The organism is Collinsella sp. HCP28S3_E9 (assembly GCF_052065455.1).
Taxonomy (GTDB): Bacteria; Actinomycetota; Coriobacteriia; order Coriobacteriales; family Coriobacteriaceae; genus Collinsella.
On sequence record NZ_JBQHTZ010000005.1, the window covers coordinates 40,738 to 57,553 of the forward strand.

Genomic DNA, 16,816 nt, shown 5'->3' on the forward strand with positions numbered 1-16,816 from the left:
AGTCCAAAGCGAGGTATTCAATATGTCTGACAAGCGCCGCACCTTTGCCGTTATCGACGGCAACTCGCTCATGCACCGCGCCTTCCACGCCGTGCCGCCGACCATGAACGCGCCGGACGGTCGTCCCACCAACGCGATCTTTGGCTTTCTGAACATGTTTCTTAAGATGATCGATGCCTTTAGCCCCGACGGTGTGGTCGTGGCGTTTGACAAGGGCAAGCCGCGCGTGCGCATGGAGATGCTGCCGCAGTACAAGGCGCAGCGCCCGCCCATGGACCCCGATCTGCATGCGCAGTTTCCCATGATTAAGGAGCTGCTCACGGCGCTCAACGTGCCAATTCTGCAGTCCGAGGGCTGGGAAGGCGACGATATCCTGGGAACCATGGCGCGCCTGGGTGAGGAGGCCGGCTGCGACATGCTGCTGGTGACCGGCGACCGTGACATGTATCAGCTTGTGACCGAGCACGTCAACGTGGTCTCGACTCGCAAGGGCCTGTCCGACGTGGCGATCATGACGCCCGAGAGCGTGGACGACCTGTATCACGGCATTACGCCGGCGCTCGTGCCCGATTTTTACGGCCTGAAGGGCGATACGTCGGACAACATTCCCGGCGTACCGGGCATCGGCCCCAAAAAGGCGAGCGCGCTCATCGCGCAGTACGGCAGCTTGGACGAGGTCATTGCGCATGCTGACGAGGTCAAGGGCAAGATGGGCGAGAACCTGCGTGCACACATCGACGATGCGCTGCTGAGCCGCAAGGTTGCGACCATCCGCACCGATGCACCTGTCGAGCTCGACTTTGACGCGACGTCCTTCCCATCGTTTTCTGCCGATGAGGTGTCCGCGGCGCTGGGCGCACTTGGCATTACGGCCATGCAGAACCGGTTCCTGGCGCTGATTGGCGGCGAGGGCGGGGTCGTGCCCGCTGCCAGCGCGTTCGAGATACCCGCGGTTTCGCGTGCCGCCGCCGGCGATGCTGAGGCACTTGCTGCTGTGGCGGCCGAGATCTCTCGCACGATTGATGCGGGCGAGTGGGTCGCCGCCGTGGTGGACGATGACAAGGAGGAGGGTGCGCTCTTTGGCCTGACGCGTACGCTGTGGCTGGCGACGTCCAAGGGGCTCTTTGCGCTCGAGGAACCCGATGATGGCACGCCTGCCGCTGTTGAGGGCTTCAATTCTGCCCACGGCGTTATCGCTGGCGTGCTCGCGCGCCTGTTTATGGAGGGCCGCGTGGCGAGCCCGGACATGAAGGCGTTGCTGCATGAGCTTTCGCCCATCGATTCTTCTGAGCCCGAGCTCATGGACCCGCTGGCAGTCGATTCCGTGCGCATCTTTGATACCGTGGTTGCCGCGTACCTGTTGGATTCCGACCGCTCCGAGTTTGACGAGGCATATCTGGCCGATACCTATCTGCAGATGGCGCTGCCTGCGGCGCGCGGTGCGGATGGTGCTGGCGAGGACGCTCCTGCTCCTGCTGCCCGTACCGTGGCGTTGACGCTGGCACTCGTGGCGCCGCTTCGCGACCGCATGGCCCGCGAGAACGCCGCCAACGTGTTCGATGGCATTGAGATGCCGCTCGTGCCGGTGCTTGCCAAGATGGAGCGCGCGGGCATGCTCGTAGATCCCGACCGGCTGCGCAGCCTGTCCGAGGGCCTGGCGACCCAGATCACCGAGGTCGAGCGCAGCATTCGCGACCTGGCAGGTGATGAGACGTTTAACATCGGCAGTCCCATGCAGCTCTCGCACGTGCTCTTTGACGTTATGGGGCTTCCGACCAAGGGCCTCAAAAAGACCAAGCGCGGGTACTATTCGACCAACGCCAAAGTGCTGAGCGACCTTGCGCGCGACCACGAAATCGTGCGCCTGATTTTGGACTGGCGTGAGAAGTCCAAGATTAAGTCGACCTATCTGGATACGCTAGGTCCGCTGCGCCGTGGTGACGGTCGCGTGCACACCACGTACAACCAGACCATCACGGCAACGGGTCGCCTGTCCTCGAGCGACCCGAACCTGCAGAACATCCCGACGCGCTCTGAGCTGGGCCGTACCGTTAAGACGGCGTTTTCGGCAGGCGAGGGCAGCGTCTTTTTGGCGGTGGACTACTCGCAGATCGAGCTGCGTCTACTCGCGCATCTCTCGGGTGACGAGCACCTGGTGCGCGCCTTTAACGAGGGCGAGGACTTCCATGCCGAGACGGCCGCGCGCGTGTTTGGCGTTTCCGTGTCCGAGGTAACGCCCGACCTGCGCAGTCGCGCCAAGGCCGTGAATTTTGGCATTGTGTATGGTCAGCAGGCGTACGGTCTGTCGCAGTCGCTGCACATCTCGATGGCCGAGGCGCGTGGCATGATCGATCGCTACTACGAGGCCTACCCGGGCGTGCGCACGTTCCTCGACAACGTGGTGGCGCGCGCCAAGCAGACGGGCTACGCCGAGACCATGTACGGTCGCCGGCGTCATATTCCGGAGCTCAAGGCCAAAAACCCGCAACTCCGTGGCTTTGGTGAGCGTACGGCCATGAATCACCCCATGCAGGGCACCGCCGCCGACATCATCAAGATCGCGATGGCCCGCGTAAGCCGCCGCCTGGAAGAAGAGGGCTTTGCCGCCCACATGATCCTGCAAGTGCACGACGAACTGGACTTTGAGTGCCCCGTCGACGAAGTCGAGCGCCTCACCGCCATGGTCCGCGACGTCATGGAGCACGTAGTAGACCTCCGCGTACCCCTCATCGCCGAAGCCAGCACCGGCATAACCTGGGCCGACGCGAAATAGGAAAGCGCCCACAGTTCCAAAGTAACTAAAGGCAGAAGGGGGCTCCTTGCCAACAAGGAGCCCCCTTCATTCCAAAAAATCAGCCAAGCATCTAGACACCCAAGACGCCATCTAGGCGGCAAGCAAGTCACCCAAGGACCTGGCCGGGCGAGGCGGGTAAGTTTTTCGTAGATTCCGCACGAGCCGGAAAGCACTTAATGTGCTTTCCGAGCGAGCCCAGGACCTGACCGAACGAAAAACTTACCCGCCTCGCCCGGCCAGGTCCGACGAGCAACGTTACCGAGCCGCCAAGATGGCGTCGATGAGCGTCAGTACGCCCCCGTCGTTGTTGCTCGGAATGCGCCACTTGGCGTGCGCATTCATATGCTCCTCGGCATTGTCCACGATAAAGCTATGCCCGACGCGCTCGAGCATAGGGATATCGTTGTAGGTGTCGCCCACGGCGGCGGCACCGGCGATATCGATGCCCAAGTGCTCGCACAGGTGCGCGACGCCGGCGCCCTTGTCGACGCCCAGGTTCATAAAGTCGATCCACTCGCGGCCCGCATTGGTGACGTAGAGCTGATCCGAGAACGCGGGGTTATAGGTCTCGCGGAACGCAGGCTCAGCGTCGTAGGCGGGGAAGAAGATCGAAATCTTGTTGGACTCGAAATCAATGCCCTCAAAGCTGTCGACGTAGTTGATTGTGTTGTAGTAGACGCTGATCTCGTCGTGGTATTGATGGTCGCGGGCAAGCACGTAGAACTCGTCGAAGCAGCACAGGACGGGAACGGCGCGAGAATCCTCCGAGGCACGAGCGAGCACCTGTTGATACAGCGCCACATCGATGTTGCTCTTATAGATATAGTTGCCGCGATATATCACGCACGCGCCGTTATCGGGGCAAAAAGCGATGCGGTTCTTGATGCCCTCGAACATCTCCTCGAGCTTGGGGGCGGGACGTCCACTGGCGGGGCAGAATACGATGCCGGCTTCGGCGAGCTTGTCCAGGCGTTCGTCAAGGCCTTGCGGCAGCACGCGCTCGTCGGTCAGCAGCGTCTTGTCCATGTCGACGGCGATGAGCTTAATGTTTCCGATATTGGCGTCCGATTCGTAAGTTTGCATAAAAGCGAGCCTTTCGTTTCGAAATTGTTTCAGACGTTATAACCAACAACTCGTAACCAGGCGTATTTTCGCAGGAACGGAGCGTATTTGCACTGCATTTCACAAACTAATGAAAAAACTTTTCAGAAATTTGAATTTGTTGCTTGTGCAGCAGGCACTTTAGCGTAATATAGCGACCATCGAAAACGGAGACGGCAAAAGAGCCGCTTACCGAGGAAAAGGTACCGTTTGCGATATTAGAATTGCGCCCGGCGATGTGTGAAAGGAGAGGCAGATGCAGTTCGTACAGATCATCATCACTGCAGACAATGCTCTCCGACGCCAGCGCGCAATTTCCCGACGACGATAACAATCGTCTCTGTCCGCATGGGGCGAATTGCCTCAACAGAGTCATTTTAAGGTCGTTGGGTTTTAGCACGACATTGCTGCATGTTTCTAGGGCATGTATGTGCTGATTTTTGCTATTTAACCTGATATTGCACGGTACGTGACCTTGAAATGACTTGCAACTGACCGATGTTCTAACTAGCTACCAAGGGCGAAAGGAAACAGCCATGAGCAAGGAAAAAGTAGTTCTCGCATATTCCGGTGGTCTTGATACATCCGTATGTGTCAAGTGGCTCCAGGACGAGAAGAATCTCGATGTCGTTTGCGTCTGCGGCAACGTGGGCCAGGAGGAGACCGGCCTGGATGCCAAGAAACAGAAAGCGCTCGACCTGGGCGTTCTTGATTGCCAGGTGCTCGACCTGCGCGACGAGTTCTCCGATGAGTTCCTGACCAAGGCCATCGCCGCAAATTCCATGTACGAGAACAAGTACCCGCTGCTTTCCGCTCTGTCTCGCCCGCTGCTCGCCAAGAAGCTTGTCGAGGTCGCCCACGAGTTTGGCGCGACCTACGTCGCCCACGGCTGCACCGGCAAGGGTAACGACCAGGTTCGTTTTGAGGCTGCCGTCAAGGCCCTCGACCCCGAGCTTAAGGTTATCGCCCCGGTTCGCGAGTGGGATCTGAAGTGCCGTCCCGACGAGGTCGCCTATGCTCACGCCCACAACGTGCCGGTTCCCGAGGGTGCCAACGACAACCCCTATTCCATCGACGACAACCTGTGGGGTCGTGCCATTGAGTGCGGCCACCTGGAGGATCCCTGGAACGAGCCGCTCGACGACGCCTGGGTTATGACCAAGAATCCCGAGGAAACGCCCGACACCCCGACCTACACCGAGATTGAGTTTGAGGCCGGCAAGCCCGTCGCCGTCGACGGCAAGAAGATGAAGCTCTCCGAGATCGTCATCGCCCTCAACAAGATTTCGGGCGATAACGGCTTTGGTCGCCTGGACCTGGTCGAGGATCGTCTGGTGGGCCTCAAGAGCCGCGAGTGCTATGAGGTTCCCGGCGCCCTGACGCTTATCACCGCCCACAAGGCACTCGAGGATATTTGCGTCGAGGGCGATCTGCTCAAGACCAAGATTAAGCTCGAGCAGGATTGGGCCACCGCCGTGTACAACGGCCAGTGGTACAGCCCGCTCAAAAACGCACTCGACGCCTTTATGGCCGATACCCAGAAGTTCGTGACCGGTACCGTTCGTCTGAAGTTCTTTAAGGGCAACTGCCATGTTGTCGGCCGCAAGAGCCCCTTCAGCCTCTATGACTACGGTCTGGCCACCTACGACCGCGACACCACGTTTGACGAGAAGGCCAGCGCCGGCTTTATCGAGATCGACACGCTGTCGCTCAAGACGTGGGCCAAGGTCCAGGGTCCCAGCTCTGCTGCCGCTCAGGCTTAAGTCTTTCTCCCTTGGTATCCGCGCGGCCCATCCGCGTGATACATAACGGGCGCATGGGGTCCCTACCTTTCGTTATGCTTGCTGACACTTCTTAACATCGGTGGCCCCTACATTCCGCCCGCATATATGATGCCGCGTCTGCGGCTGAGTCCGAGCCCCGCCGGGGTTGTCCGGCGGGGCTCCTTCTATCAATTTGGCGGCTCTGCGCCTATATATATCTGAGGAGTATCCATTATGTTCAATGCTATCGCGCATGCTTTACTTGCCCTCGCGCCCGAGTTCGATGCTGCAAAGGTCGAGGATGTCCCTATGAGCCTGAAGGCATGGATTGACGGCTCGGCAAGCAACGGCTGGCGGGAGTCGATGGGCGCCAAGTGCCTGGTGCGTCACTTCTTTGCAAATTAGCCACATGGTCTCGCGCTCGGTGGGGAATGTGCAAAACTAGCGGTTGATAAATCGCTTTAGCGACATGGCGCTTTGCTTTGGGCGCTTGTTTTGGTATTTAGAGAAAGGGGACGGTTCCATGGCTCTTTGGGGCGGTCGTTTTGAGACAGGCGTGGCCGAGGTCACGCAGGAGTTTGGCGCGTCGCTGCCGGTCGACAAACATCTCTATAAGCAGGATATCGCTGGCTCTAAGGCACATGCCAAGATGCTGGCGGCCCAGGGCATTATCAGTGCAAAGGACGAGCAGGCGATTGCCGAGGGTCTGACCGCAATCGAACAGGATATCGATGCCGGCAACTTCACCTTCGATATCAACGACGAGGACATTCATATGTCCATCGAGAGCGAGCTGACCCGTCGCATCGGCGAGGCAGGCAAGCGCCTGCATACCGGGCGTTCGCGCAACGACCAGGTGGCGACCGATACGCGCCTGGGCGTCAAGGCGCTGGCCAAGGAGCTCATGGAGGCCAATCTTGAGCTGCGCCACGTGCTGGTGGATGCGGCCAAACAGTACAACAAGGTGATTCTGCCGGGTTACACGCACATGCAGCATGCTCAGCCCGTGCTGCTGTCGCATCATCTGCTGGCGTATTCTTGGATGTTCGCGCGCGACTTTACACGCCTGAAGGCCGCCTTTGATGCTGCCGACAACTGCCCGCTGGGCGCTGCCGCGCTTGCCGGTACGAGCTATCCGCTCGATCGTCAGATGACGGCCGCCGAACTTGGCTTTGCGGGCGTGATTCCCAACTCGCTCGATGCGGTTTCCGACCGTGATTTCCTCCTCGACCTGCATTACGCCGGCTCCGTCATGGCGATGCACCTGTCGCGTCTTTCCGAGGAGATCGTGCTGTGGTCGAGCTCCGAGTTTGGCTTTATCACGCTCTCCGACTCGTATTCCACTGGCTCGTCCATCATGCCGCAGAAGAAGAACCCCGATTTTGCCGAGCTTATCCGCGGCAAGAGCGGCCGAGTCTATGGCAACCTGGTGCAGCTGCTCGTGACCATGAAGGGCCTGCCGCTCGCCTATAACAAGGACTTGCAGGAGGACAAGGAGGGCGCGCTCGATACCGCCCATACGCTCATGCAGTGCCTGTCCGTTATGGCCGGTATGATCTCGACCTGGACCGTCAACGAGGATGCCATGGCGCGCGAGTGCGGCGTGGGGCACCTTGCCGCCACCGATGTTGCCGATTACCTGGCCAAGCGTGGCCTGCCGTTCCGCGAGGCCCACGCCGTGGTGGGCCATTTGGTCCTGATGTGCGAGAAGCGCGGCTGCAATCTTGAGGACCTGCCGTTTGAGGTGTTCCAAGAGGCAAGCCCGCTCTTTGAGCACGACATTACCGAGGCGCTCGACATCCCGTCGATTGTCGCTGCACGCACGACCGAGGGCGGTACCGCCCCTGCCGCCGTTGCCGTGCAGCTGCAGCGTGCCCAGGCACAACTCGTTGCCGATGAAGGTGTGCTTGGATCGCTGACCAAGGTCGTCGAGATGGGCCACGGGGCAAAGTAAGGGTTTAGTTGAAGCGGCTTTGGCCATTTATTGATAAATCGTTTTTGCTTTTACGGGCGTCTGTTGCTGCGGGCGCCCGTATTTTGTTGTAATGGGGAAGGGGCTTGTCGAGAACTTCTGTAGGACCTTTGGGCAGGTTGTGAAGGGGGTACGTTCACGGGCGGCAACCGACCGTCCGCTCGGTTCGGTGCGGTTGATGCGCGGTCGGATGGTACTCTAATCGGGCTTCGAAACAGAAGTGACACATATGGAACGTTTTAATAAATTGTAGTGTTTCAATAAACAGTTTTTTGTTTAACTGCAGCTAAAACTCTGTTACGATGCAGTCCAGGCGGGTGCCGGAATGGGACTTGGGCACGCGCGAACCTACTTGAAAGGCTACCTTATGGCTATCGAGAAGACCTTCATCATGATTAAGCCCGACGCTGTGCGCGATCGCAAGATCGGCGAGATCGTCGCTCGCATTGAGCGTAGCGGCCTTGTCATCGAGCGCATGGAGATGACCACGCTCGAGCGTGCTACCGTCGAGGAGCACTACGCCCATCTGGCCGACAAGCCCTTCTTTGGCGGTCTCTGCGACTTTATGACGAGCGGTCCGGTCGTCAAGATGGTCGTTTCCGGTCTCTCCGCTGTCTCCAAGATGCGCACCCTTATGGGCGCTACCAATCCGCTTGACGCTGCCCCCGGCACCATTCGCGGCGACTTCGCTGTCGATGTCAACGCCAACGTGATCCACGGCTCCGACTGTCTGGAGAACGCCGAGATCGAGATCAAGCGCTTCTTTGGCTAAACCAGCTTTGACTCCTCAAAGCTGTTAGCGTGTGGCTTTGGCGCCGCGGAATTCCATCCGCGGCGCCCTTTTTATTCCAGTAGATTTCTAGGTATATCCCAAAAATCTACTAAACAGCCCCCGTCCGGATGTGTGTTCCGGACGGGGGCTGTCGTTAACGTATGGTGTTGTAAGTCTTTAGGCCTCGTCGACGACCTTGAGTCCGCGGGTCTGGTCGATCTCGTTGATGAGATTGACGCGACGCTCGTGGCGGCCGCCCTCAAACTCGGCATCGAGCCACTCGTCGACAATCATCTTGGCGAGCTCGGAGCCCACGACGCGGGCACCAAAGGCGAGCACGTTGGTGTTGTTGTGCATGCGGGAGAGCTTGGCGCTGAAGGGCTCGGAGCACACGACGGCGCGTACGCCCTCGACCTTGTTGGCAGCCAGGCTAATCCCGACGCCGGTGCCACAGATGAGGATGCCCAGGTCGACGTCGCCGTTGGCAACGGCCTTACCCACCTTGTAGCCGGCGATGGGGTAGTCAAAGCTCTCGGAGGTGTCGGTGCCAAAGTTCACGACCTCGCAGCCGCGCTCCTTCAGGTGCTCGGAGATGATGTTCTTGAGCTCGACGGCGGCGTGGTCGTTACCGATACCGATCTTCATGGATGCTTCCTCTCTGGTCTGTGCGGCGAGATTGCTAAAGGTTTTACCGCGTTCGACTGCATGATAGCGCGACTTTTGTGTAAACGCTCGGGCGTTTTTTGCTCAAACGCTTTAGCATGCAATAAGACCGGCTTCTCATGAATAATGCCGCTAATTTGTGCTCGAGCGCCGTCTGCCGGAACCATGGTTGTGGTTTTTGATGCATTGTTATCAAATAAAATAGCGAACTATTTTGAGAGCCCAGCCCGTTATACAAGTAGGAGATACCTATGCCTGCCGATTCCTTTCGTGATACCGCGTTTTGCGATGTTTTGAACCGCGAGCTTGTCTGTGCGCTCGGCTGCACCGAGCCCATTGCCGTTGCCTATGCAGCGGCGCTGGCGAGCCAGACGCTCGGCTGCGAACCCGATCATATGGATGTTGCCTGCTCGGGCAACATCATCAAGAACGTAAAGAGCGTGACCGTGCCTAACTCGGGCGGTATGCATGGTATTGAAGCCGCGGCCGTGCTGGGTGCCGTGGGCGGCGACGCCAAGAGCGCGCTCGAGGTGCTCGAGAGTGTTGACGATAAAGACCGTGCTCGCGTGGCCGAGCTCCTCGCCGATGCCGGCTACTGCGATGTGTCGCTTGTCGAGGGCGTGCCCAACCTCTACATCAAGGTGACTGCCACAGCCGGGGGGCATACCGCGGTCGTCGAGATTACCGACCACCACACCAATGTTACGTGCCATACACTCGATGGCATTCCGGTGTGTGGCAAGTCGGCGGGGGAGTGTGCCGCCTGCGCCGAGCGCGTCGTGGCCGAGCGTGCCGCCGATAACGCCGATACGCCCATGTCGATTGAGTCTATCATTGACTTTATCGAGGACGGCGATGTTGAGGGTGCTCGCGCTGCCGTTGAGCGTCAGATCGAGCTGAACGGTGCCATTAGCGCAGAGGGCTTGGCGCACGCTTGGGGCGCCGAGGTGGGCCGTACGCTGCTGGGCGCTCGTGCCGACGACGTCGCCTGCCGTGCGCGTGCGCGTGCCGCCGCCGGGTCTGACGCCCGTATGAACGGCTGTGCGCTACCGGTCGCCATTGTGTGCGGCTCGGGCAACCAGGGTATTACCTGTGCGTTGCCCGTTATGGAATATGCCGACTACCTGCGCTGCGACCACGAGCGCCTGGTGCGCGCCGTGATGCTGTCCGATCTTATTGCTGTGCATATCAAGAGCTATATTGGTGCGCTCTCGGCGTTTTGCGGTGCTATTTGCGCTGCGTGCGGTGCCGGCGCGGCGATTACCTGGCTGTGCGGTGGCACGCGCGAGCAGATCGGCGCGACGGTCTCCAATACGCTCGGTAACGTGGGCGGCATCGTGTGCGATGGCGCCAAGGCAAGCTGCGCCGCTAAGATTTCCGCTGCCGTTGATGCGGCGATTCTGGGCCACGATATGGCCATGCAGGGCCGCGGCTTCCGTGCCGGCGAGGGCCTGATTCAGGATACGGTGGAAGAGACGATCGCCAGCATGGGCTATGTGGGCCGCGTTGGCATGAAGGATACCGACGTCGAGATCCTCAACATCATGATCGGCAAGACCATCGTCGACTGCTAGGGGCTCTGGGGCACTGCATCTTGTTGTTGAAACTATCGCGCTTGTGGCTGTAAAGCACCTGTCTGCATTGCGGACAGCGAGGATCTCGCGGTATGTCACCAGGTCGTTCTCGCGCTTGATGCGCTCGAGGACGGTTGCGACAACAAGCGCCGCTATCGCCGGCAGGAACGCCGCAGCCGCGGCGACGCCGGCGCCCCAGGTGCCCTCCATCCAGTTAAACGCCGGCGACAGTATCAGCGCGAACGCCACCGCCAGCAACGCGAGCATCAGCACGGCCAGCCATAGCATCCGCGTTCCCATGCGCTTGCGATCTCTTTCGACTGCCTCTTCCATAACGGTCACGTCTCCCTTCACGAGCGTGTCTATGGAGGTGCCGAACAGGATGCTCAGCATGAGCAGGCTCTGGACGTCCGGATACGTCTTGTCCCGCTCCCAGTTGCTGATCGTCTGACGCGATACATAGAGCTTCTCGGCAAGTTGCTCTTGCGAGAGGCCCATCGCCTCGCGCCGCGTCTTGATCTGGTTGCTGATGTCCATCGTCACCTCCCGGTCGTGAAGGAGCGTCCCGCGAACACGTAGGGTGCGCTATCGAATCTGTTGTACATCATATGCGGCAAGGCTTGCCGGGCGCTGCAAAAACTGTTTTGCACGGGGTTTACCTGCATGATTGTTGCTGCGATGGCTTAGCGATGTTGTCGAGCAGTCATCCAAGTGTACAGGCCCATGGCGGCGTAGCCGATTGCGGTATAGGCAACCCCATGGAACGCAAGGTCCTGGCTGCCCTCGACCTTGAGGGGAAACAGGACCGCGGGTCCGATTCCGAGCGCCGCGGGTACCCAGAAGAGCGTCCTCGCGGAGTTCGCGGCGAGCAGGCCGAGGGTGATTGCAGTTGCGGGGAGCACGGGGTAGATCAGCGCCATCATGGCGATCATGCCGGCATCGGGTGGGACGACCCTCACCAGGAGGACGGGGATTGCCCAGCAGGCGCCAACGATTGCGATCAATGCGATGAGGGACGCGCGTACGGTGACGTTCATGGGGCACCTCCTAACGGGAATCGCCCCCATTCTGGCATACATCTTCAGAATGGGGGCTAAGGGGGATACCATTTCGGGGAACGGGTGCGTACCCGCGCTTTTAACTCAGCATCTTGGCGAGCATGCCGATGCCGACGCCCACCAGTCCGCCGGCGATGGCGCCGATGATGATCTGCACCGCGTTGCGCGTGCCCTTGACCCAAGGGTTCATCTCGCGCTCACGGCGCCCCTCGAGCGTGTCGCGATCGACCTGCTCGCCGCGGCTAAACGCCAACACCTCGCGGTACGTGACGAGGTCGTGCTGCTTCTTCATGCGTTCCATATACACGAACGCCACGAGCATCACGACGAGCGCCACGGCGGCAAACGCCGCGGTGGGCGCGATGTGCATGCCCCAGCCCCATTCGAACTGGAACGCCGCCCACGCGCTCAGCACCAAAAACACGACCGCACTCACGACCGTGATTGTGGATAGGGCGTTGTACTTCTTGACCGCTTCGTTCATTACCTGTGCCATGGTTTCCACATCTCCTTTGATGAGGGAGTCCACGGTCACCCCGAACACGTTGGAAAGCAGCAGCAGGCTCTGGACATCCGGATACGTACGGCCGCACTCCCAGTTGCTGATGGTCTGGCGCGACACGTAGATGCGCTCCGCCAGATCGTCTTGGGACAGTCCGAGCTCCGTGCGATGCTCCTTGATGTGCGAGCCCAGCTCCATGCGTTTGCTCCCTAGAGGGTCGGGGCGACCCCTGTCGAGAGCCACCATGTCATTGACGCGAGCATCGTACCATCAAAGGTCTTTATATTTGACCCCCACGGGGCAAAATCGAGCTGTCAAAAGGCTTTATATACGACATCTAGCTGGGAAAAGAACGGTCCCCAAAGGCGGATGCCTCCGGGGACCGGTTGGTGCGTATAGAGGGGGCGAGCTTGCTTTGGGTTGGTGTTGGCCCCGCCGTTCGGCTCGACTTTGGAGCGGCGGGGCTCAGCTCTGCCTCGACCGCGGCGCGGGGCGCGGCTTTGTCCCGACGTCGGCAGCGGCCGAGCCCTGTCTTCCCGGCTTAGCCCTCTTCGCCTTTGGGCGTGCCCTTGAACGAGGGCTCTTTCTTCGGCAGCCTTCCCGCGCGTTTGAGGGCGTCTCGCAAGATCCATTCCACCTGACCGTTGGCGCTGCGCATCTCATCGTCCGCCCAGCGTTGGACGGCCTCCCAGATAGCGGGGTCTATACGGAGTGGATACTGCTTGCGTGCCATGACGTGCCTTCTTGTCGAATGTGCAATTTTGCACCCGTCCCCAAATTACTCATTGGTGTTGGGGTTAGTACAGCGAGCCTGCGTTGAGCACCGGGTGCGCCTCGGATTCACCGCAGAGCACCACCATGAGGTTGCTGGCCATCTGCGCCTTGCGCTCGTCGTCGAGCTCGATGGTGCCGCCGGCAGCCATCTCCTTCACGGCCATGTCGACCATGGAGACCGCGCCCTCGACGATCTTCTTGCGTGCGGCGATGACGGCCTCGGCCTGCTGGCGGCGCAGCATCGCCTGGGCGATCTCAGGGGAGTAGGCGAGGTGCGTGAGACGTGCATCGTCGACCTCGACGCCGGCGGGCGCCAGGCGCATCGCGAGCTCGCGGCGCAGGGCTTCGGAGACCTCTTCCACATTGGCGCGCAGCGTGATGGCGCCGGCGGCATCGGACTCGTCCTCCAGGTGGTCGTAGGCGTACACGCTCGCCACGTGGCGCAGCGCCGTCTCGGCCTGCATGGCGACATAGCTCTGGTAGTCGTCGACGTCGAAGAGCGCCTTGGCGGTATCGGCGACGTGCCACACCACGACGGTTGCGATCTCGATGGGGTTGCCCATTTTGTCGTTGACCTTCAGGCGCTCGCCATTCAGGGTGCGCACGCGGGTGGAGATGGTGGTGGGGTTGCCCTTGGCGGCCTTCTGCGCCGCGGCCTTGGCGGCCTTGGAATCGCTCATCTCGAGCTCGATCATCTCGCCGATCCCGGCCGATCCGCCCATGCTCTTGCTAAAGAACGGGTTGGCCCAGAAGAAGCCCTCGTCGCGGACGGTGCCCACGTACTTGCCGAACAGGATGCACACGCGCGCCTGGCCGGGCTGCAGCGAGAAGAATCCGTTGAGTGGGATGAACCACAGGCAAAACGCGAGGATGCTGAGGCCGAGCCCCCATCCGTAGACTGCGGGCGCGTCGACGCCGTCGGGCGTGCTCGCGAGCCCGATGGTGCTCCAGATAAAGAGGCCGATGATGGCGATGAGCGCCACCGCCACGGCGACGAGCATGCCGTAGCCCGACTTGGCCTTGAGTTGCTTTTCCACGCTCATTGTGAGTTCCTTTCACGACTGCGCCGGCGTTTGCGTGACGTCCCCGGCGCCGCGCTCCAGATTGCGATGGGGAGGAGGCGAGTCCCCGAGCAGTCCGTGCGACTGCTGATTGCATTGTGATATCACATTGAGACCAAGTCAAGGAGAATCGGATGCCGTCTCTCATGGCATAAGTGGTTCGGGGCGCCCGGCATCTACGCTCCGTAGAGGTCTTCCTGTTGCATCTTGGCTCGCAAGTCCCTATAATAGCTCCACTCACGGCTGAAGGTTTACCTCTAGATTTGGAAAGGGGAGCTGCACCATGCTTGCTTCCATTTGGCTCTAGCCACGGTCGCGTGAGCGACCGGTACTTCGCTGCATGCCACCGATCGCATCAAAGGATTATTCCATGACACAACCGAACCCCTGCGCTTCTTGGAAGCGCTCGCTCGCCATCGTCTGGATCGGCGAGTTCTTCTCCGTGCTCACGAGCTCCATTCTGCAGATGGGTCTCATCTGGCACGTCACCCTCACCACCGGCTCCGCGAGCGCCCTGTCGTTCGTGAGCCTGGCGGCCTTCTTGCCCATGGCGCTCCTCGGCGCCTTCGCGGGCACCATCGTGGACCGCACGTCCATCAAGCGTCTCATGATCGGCGCCGATCTCTTCATCGCGGCCGTGAGCCTCACGCTTGTCTTCGGCTCGCTTCGGGGCGACCTTTCTGTCGCCGTTGTGGCGGCGGTGCTGTTCGTCCGTGCGCTGGGCAGCACGCTCCATACGCCCGCCTTCAACGCGCTCACACCGCTCATCGCCCCGCCCGAGGTGCTCGGCAAGCTGGCGGGCATGCTGCAGTTCATGCAGTCGGGTAGCTATATCATCGGCAACGCCATCGCCGCGGCGGTCTACCCGGCGTTTGGTCTGACTTTCATGATCGCGCTCGATGTCGCCGGGGCGGTGCTCGCGAGCATCGCGGTGGCGACCTCCGGCATCAAGACGCCGGCGCCCGAGCGCCATACGCCCGAGGAGAACGCCGAGGCGTCGCACCGCGCGGTGCGGGCCTTCCTATTGGAGACGGCCAACGGGTACCGCGAGCTCAAACGCCATCACGGTCTGTTCGCCATGCTCTGGATCGGCTTCGCCTTCTCGGTCCTGTTCTCGCCCATATCCGCGCTGTTCCCGCTCATGGTGTTCGACCATTTTGGGGGCACCACTACGCAGTCGGCTATCGCGGAGATCGCGTTCTCGGTCGGCATGATCGCGGCGAGCGGCTGGATCGGGGCGACGGGTGGCCTTAAGAACCGCGCTCTTTCGTGCACGCTGGCCATCGGCCTCATCGGAGCCGCCGCGCTCGCGGGCGGCCTCGTGCCCCCTTCCGCGCTCGTTGTGTTTCTGGGGCTTACGTTCGCGATGGGGGTCTCGAGTCCGCTGTACAGCGCGCCGCAGATGGCGCTCATGCAGGAGCGCGTCGATCCCGAGTGCATGGGCCGCGTCTTCGGTCTGTACGGAGCGGTCTGCAGCTGGGCTATGCCCGTGGGGCTCGTCGCATCGACCTTGTTCGCGGACGCCATCGGCGTAAGCGCGTGCTTCGTGCTCATCGGTGCTGCAATGGTGATCCTAGCAGGCATCACCTGGGCGATCCCGAGCATCCGCAAGATTGGGTAGCGCTCTGGCGGAGTGCGTTTCGTTTCGGACGGCTCGTAGGGTCGCTGCGACGTGAAGGGTGGTCGACGGTGCGCCTGCGAGGGCGCCGTCGACCACCCTTTTGTTTAATTCGTCTGGCCCGGCGCCGATCATCATCTGTTCGCCGGGCGATTGCGATGCCGCCGCTTGCCGATACGCGGCTCCTTACGTTGTGCGCATCCCATCGTTCTGGCAGCGTTTCCTGCAGTTAATCTCCAGAGCTCGAGGCGGTGGCCCCTATGAGTAATCTGCTCGAATCCATTCTGCGCGTCGGTATGACCGTGTTCATCGTCGGCCCGCTCACTGCATGGGTCGCCCGCCGCGGCGCGAGCGAGCGCAGCGAGGCAACGGACAGCCTCGATTGCTTCACGGTGCGCATGCCCGCAGCCATCCGCACGATCATCGCCTGCTGCGCCGTCGCGTTCGAACTGCTCATGCTGGGTGTCTACGTCTGGCAGGGCGTCTCGCTGGGCGAGTGGGACCACGAACTTGTGTGGTTCGGTCATGCCATGGCGCTCGCGGGTATGGCTATCTGGGCCTTGCTGAGCATCCCGCGTATCGACGTGGACGGTGGGCGCATTCTCTCGCGTAACGCCTTCGGCATCCGCAAGGAGACGACGTTTGGCAACATCACCCGTGCAACGCTTCACGCGCAGATGATGAGGATCGACCTGTTCGAGGGCGACCGGAAGTTCTGCTCGATAAGCCTCGAGGGGGTGTGCTCGCTCAACCTCCTCGCCCGTCTGGAGGAAGAGGGCATCGAAGTCTCGGACGCCGTCGACGGTCCCATGACCAAGGCGGGCCTGTGTTGGTCTGCCATCAAGCCGTTGACGATTGTTTTCAACGGCATGGCCCTCGTCTTCTCGCTCGTCCTCGCCTTCATGGCGGTCTTCACCGACGAGGGTGCGCGCCTGCTCGTGCTCATCCCGTTCCTGTTCCTGTTCATAGGGGGGTTCCTGCCCCTGCTCATGCTCGGCATGCCGGCCCGCGGCATCCTCGAGATCGGCAGGCAGGAGCGCGCGCTCGGTTTCTCCTTCTCCGAGGAGATGGCAAGCCGAGGTGCCACGGGTACTTCGCTTGTCGATGACGATTGGTTCATCGAGATCAGCAACGCCCGCGTCGTGGCGTTTCGCCGCGATTACC

The 16,816-nt window shown here is 60.9% G+C and carries 13 protein-coding genes and 1 pseudogene; 7 read left to right on the forward strand and 7 right to left on the reverse strand.

What is annotated here, in order from left to right; all coding sequences use genetic code 11:
• Positions 1 to 22: 22 nt before the first annotated feature.
• Positions 23 to 2,773, forward strand: coding sequence for a DNA polymerase I (gene polA, locus ACTNA2_RS03625; protein ID WP_441048622.1), 2,751 nt, complete (start codon positions 23 to 25; stop codon positions 2,771 to 2,773).
• A gap of 276 nt (positions 2,774 to 3,049) precedes the next feature.
• On the opposite strand, the gene ACTNA2_RS03630 is transcribed toward polA, so the two are convergent.
• Positions 3,050 to 3,877 (reverse strand): Cof-type HAD-IIB family hydrolase, encoded by an 828-nt coding sequence (locus ACTNA2_RS03630; protein WP_441048623.1) that lies wholly within the window; start codon positions 3,875 to 3,877, stop codon positions 3,050 to 3,052.
• A gap of 554 nt (positions 3,878 to 4,431) precedes the next feature.
• Between ACTNA2_RS03630 and ACTNA2_RS03635 the strand changes: the two genes are divergently transcribed.
• From ACTNA2_RS03635 to ndk, 4 genes are all read left to right on the forward strand, one after another.
• Positions 4,432 to 5,658, forward strand: coding sequence for an argininosuccinate synthase (locus ACTNA2_RS03635; protein WP_441048624.1), 1,227 nt, complete (start codon positions 4,432 to 4,434; stop codon positions 5,656 to 5,658).
• A 234-nt stretch (positions 5,659 to 5,892) separates the two neighbouring features.
• Positions 5,893 to 6,063, forward strand: a complete 171-nt coding sequence (locus ACTNA2_RS03640) for a hypothetical protein (RefSeq protein WP_154515301.1) — start codon at positions 5,893 to 5,895, stop codon at positions 6,061 to 6,063.
• A 118-nt stretch (positions 6,064 to 6,181) separates the two neighbouring features.
• Positions 6,182 to 7,612 carry an argininosuccinate lyase gene (argH, locus tag ACTNA2_RS03645; protein WP_441044739.1) on the forward strand — a complete coding sequence of 477 codons (1,431 nt, stop codon included), beginning with the start codon at positions 6,182 to 6,184 and terminating at the stop codon, positions 7,610 to 7,612.
• Positions 7,613 to 7,997: 385 nt separating this feature from the next.
• Complete coding sequence (gene ndk / locus ACTNA2_RS03650; protein ID WP_055251725.1) at positions 7,998 to 8,402, forward strand: nucleoside-diphosphate kinase; 405 nt, start codon at positions 7,998 to 8,000, stop codon at positions 8,400 to 8,402.
• Positions 8,403 to 8,579: 177 nt separating this feature from the next.
• Here ndk and rpiB read toward each other — a convergent pair whose 3' ends face one another.
• Positions 8,580 to 9,047, reverse strand: coding sequence for a ribose 5-phosphate isomerase B (gene rpiB, locus ACTNA2_RS03655; RefSeq protein WP_427719257.1), 468 nt, complete (start codon positions 9,045 to 9,047; stop codon positions 8,580 to 8,582).
• Positions 9,048 to 9,316: 269 nt separating this feature from the next.
• Here rpiB and ACTNA2_RS03660 point away from each other — a divergent pair, with 269 nt between their 5' ends.
• Positions 9,317 to 10,639, forward strand: coding sequence for an L-cysteine desulfidase family protein (locus ACTNA2_RS03660; RefSeq protein ID WP_441048625.1), 1,323 nt, complete (start codon positions 9,317 to 9,319; stop codon positions 10,637 to 10,639).
• Positions 10,640 to 10,993: 354 nt separating this feature from the next.
• Here ACTNA2_RS03660 and ACTNA2_RS03665 read toward each other — a convergent pair.
• From ACTNA2_RS03665 to ACTNA2_RS03685, 5 genes and pseudogenes are all read right to left on the reverse strand, one after another.
• A pseudogene (locus ACTNA2_RS03665) lies at positions 10,994 to 11,176 on the reverse strand (helix-turn-helix transcriptional regulator); the annotation flags it as partial.
• Positions 11,177 to 11,322: 146 nt separating this feature from the next.
• Positions 11,323 to 11,676 (reverse strand): hypothetical protein, encoded by a 354-nt coding sequence (locus ACTNA2_RS03670; protein ID WP_441031854.1) that lies wholly within the window; start codon positions 11,674 to 11,676, stop codon positions 11,323 to 11,325.
• 100 nt (positions 11,677 to 11,776) lie between these two features.
• Entirely contained in the window at positions 11,777 to 12,397 is a 621-nt protein-coding gene (locus ACTNA2_RS03675; RefSeq protein WP_117762863.1) for a helix-turn-helix domain-containing protein, read from the reverse strand.
• A 343-nt stretch (positions 12,398 to 12,740) separates the two neighbouring features.
• Positions 12,741 to 12,932, reverse strand: a complete 192-nt coding sequence (locus ACTNA2_RS03680; protein ID WP_117734980.1) for an Arc family DNA binding domain-containing protein — start codon at positions 12,930 to 12,932, stop codon at positions 12,741 to 12,743.
• Between the two features lie 64 nt (positions 12,933 to 12,996).
• Positions 12,997 to 14,016 (reverse strand): SPFH domain-containing protein, encoded by a 1,020-nt coding sequence (locus ACTNA2_RS03685; RefSeq protein WP_117734981.1) that lies wholly within the window; start codon positions 14,014 to 14,016, stop codon positions 12,997 to 12,999.
• A 388-nt stretch (positions 14,017 to 14,404) separates the two neighbouring features.
• Between ACTNA2_RS03685 and ACTNA2_RS03690 the strand changes: the two genes are divergently transcribed.
• Positions 14,405 to 15,655, forward strand: a complete 1,251-nt coding sequence (locus ACTNA2_RS03690) for an MFS transporter (protein ID WP_427719692.1) — start codon at positions 14,405 to 14,407, stop codon at positions 15,653 to 15,655.
• Positions 15,656 to 16,816: the final 1,161 nt, after the last annotated feature.

Bases quoted from the DNA above. Each gene is read 5' to 3' on its own strand.
- polA (WP_441048622.1), top strand. From the start codon at position 23: ATGTCTGACAAGCGCCGCACCTTTGCCGTTATCGACGGCAACTCGCTC.
- ACTNA2_RS03630 (WP_441048623.1), bottom strand. From the start codon at position 3,877: ATGCAAACTTACGAATCGGACGCCAATATCGGAAACATTAAGCTCATC.
- ACTNA2_RS03635 (WP_441048624.1), top strand. From the start codon at position 4,432: ATGAGCAAGGAAAAAGTAGTTCTCGCATATTCCGGTGGTCTTGATACA.
- ACTNA2_RS03640 (WP_154515301.1), top strand. From the start codon at position 5,893: ATGTTCAATGCTATCGCGCATGCTTTACTTGCCCTCGCGCCCGAGTTC.
- argH (WP_441044739.1), top strand. From the start codon at position 6,182: ATGGCTCTTTGGGGCGGTCGTTTTGAGACAGGCGTGGCCGAGGTCACG.
- ndk (WP_055251725.1), top strand. From the start codon at position 7,998: ATGGCTATCGAGAAGACCTTCATCATGATTAAGCCCGACGCTGTGCGC.
- rpiB (WP_427719257.1), bottom strand. From the start codon at position 9,047: ATGAAGATCGGTATCGGTAACGACCACGCCGCCGTCGAGCTCAAGAAC.
- ACTNA2_RS03660 (WP_441048625.1), top strand. From the start codon at position 9,317: ATGCCTGCCGATTCCTTTCGTGATACCGCGTTTTGCGATGTTTTGAAC.
- ACTNA2_RS03670 (WP_441031854.1), bottom strand. From the start codon at position 11,676: ATGAACGTCACCGTACGCGCGTCCCTCATCGCATTGATCGCAATCGTT.
- ACTNA2_RS03675 (WP_117762863.1), bottom strand. From the start codon at position 12,397: ATGGAGCTGGGCTCGCACATCAAGGAGCATCGCACGGAGCTCGGACTG.
- ACTNA2_RS03680 (WP_117734980.1), bottom strand. From the start codon at position 12,932: ATGGCACGCAAGCAGTATCCACTCCGTATAGACCCCGCTATCTGGGAG.
- ACTNA2_RS03685 (WP_117734981.1), bottom strand. From the start codon at position 14,016: ATGAGCGTGGAAAAGCAACTCAAGGCCAAGTCGGGCTACGGCATGCTC.
- ACTNA2_RS03690 (WP_427719692.1), top strand. From the start codon at position 14,405: ATGACACAACCGAACCCCTGCGCTTCTTGGAAGCGCTCGCTCGCCATC.